The 325-nt window shown below is 48.9% G+C and carries 1 protein-coding gene; it reads right to left on the reverse strand.

Annotated elements, in window-relative coordinates; all coding sequences use genetic code 11:
* Nucleotides 1-2: 2 nt before the first annotated feature.
* Nucleotides 3-325, reverse strand: a 323-nt coding sequence (locus tag ACNKXV_RS13865) for a nucleoside deaminase (protein WP_417908308.1), incomplete at its 5' end; no start/stop codon positions are given.

Genomic DNA, 325 nt, shown 5'->3' on the forward strand with positions numbered 1-325 from the left:
CTTCAATACAGCGTCTTATCTCCCTTTTCTTTCCACAGCTCGAAAGCTTTTAAACTTTCCTCCCGCATCAAAGCAATCATCGGAATCTGCCGCTTTTCAGGTGTGATTTCAATTTCCTGATAGATAAACTCATCGTCAAATCCCGCATCGGCAGCGTCTTCTTTGGTGCAAGCGTAGTATACTTTGGCTGGTCTTGCCCAAAAAATTGCCCCCAAACACATGGGACAGGGTTCGCAGGAAGTGTAAACTTCGCAGCCTTCGAGTTGGAAGTGGTTCAGATTTTTGCAGGCCTCCCGAATGGCGACGACTTCGGCGTGGGCGGTGG

The sequence above is a fragment of the Christiangramia aquimixticola genome (assembly GCF_048285835.1).
Classification (GTDB): Bacteria; Bacteroidota; Bacteroidia; order Flavobacteriales; family Flavobacteriaceae; genus Christiangramia; species Christiangramia aquimixticola.